The following is a 440-nucleotide window of genomic DNA, read 5'->3' as shown; positions in this document are numbered from 1 at the left end:
ATCGCCTGCTGGCGGAAGGCAAGCCTCTGCCGGCCTGGCACCCGCTGCTGACTGGCTCAAAAGCGGCGATGCACGGCGAACGCATCTCCGTTCGCCATATTGCGGTGCCTGAGTCCACGGTGGTCGACTGGCAGGACCATATCCTTAATCTGCCTGACAGGGCGCGCTAAGCGCCGTCACGCTTTCTTCGCGTGGAACAGCCCGTTTTCACCGTCGGTTTCTTCCGCCACCCAGAAGTGAATATTGAAGCGGGCGTCGTCACTGAGTTCGACGCGGTGCCAGTACTGCGGCGGACTGGTAGCAAACTGCCCGGCATGAATCACGACTTTTTTCTCCGGCTCCGTCGCTTGTTCATTGGCAAAACCGTAATAGGTGACCGTGCCCTCCATGACGCACAGCTGGCCGAAGACGCCAGCCGCGGTGTTGTGGTGGCTCAGCAG

The 440-nt window shown here is 60.7% G+C and carries 1 protein-coding gene and 1 pseudogene; one reads left to right on the top strand and one right to left on the bottom strand.

The features are described 5' to 3' along the window. Positions 1–170 (top strand): annotated as a pseudogene (ycgN, locus tag M3223_RS24380) (cysteine cluster protein YcgN); the annotation flags it as partial. Between the two features lie 6 nt (positions 171–176). Here ycgN and M3223_RS23935 read toward each other — a convergent pair. Further along, a partial coding sequence (locus tag M3223_RS23935) for a DUF1971 domain-containing protein (protein WP_251566296.1) occupies positions 177–440 on the bottom strand: 264 nt, incomplete at its 5' end.

The sequence above is a fragment of the Paenibacillus pasadenensis genome (assembly GCF_023715725.1).
Taxonomy (GTDB): Bacteria; Bacillota; Bacilli; order Paenibacillales; family Paenibacillaceae; genus Paenibacillus_O; species Paenibacillus_O pasadenensis_A.
This window is presented reverse-complemented; position numbering and strand designations above follow the sequence as displayed.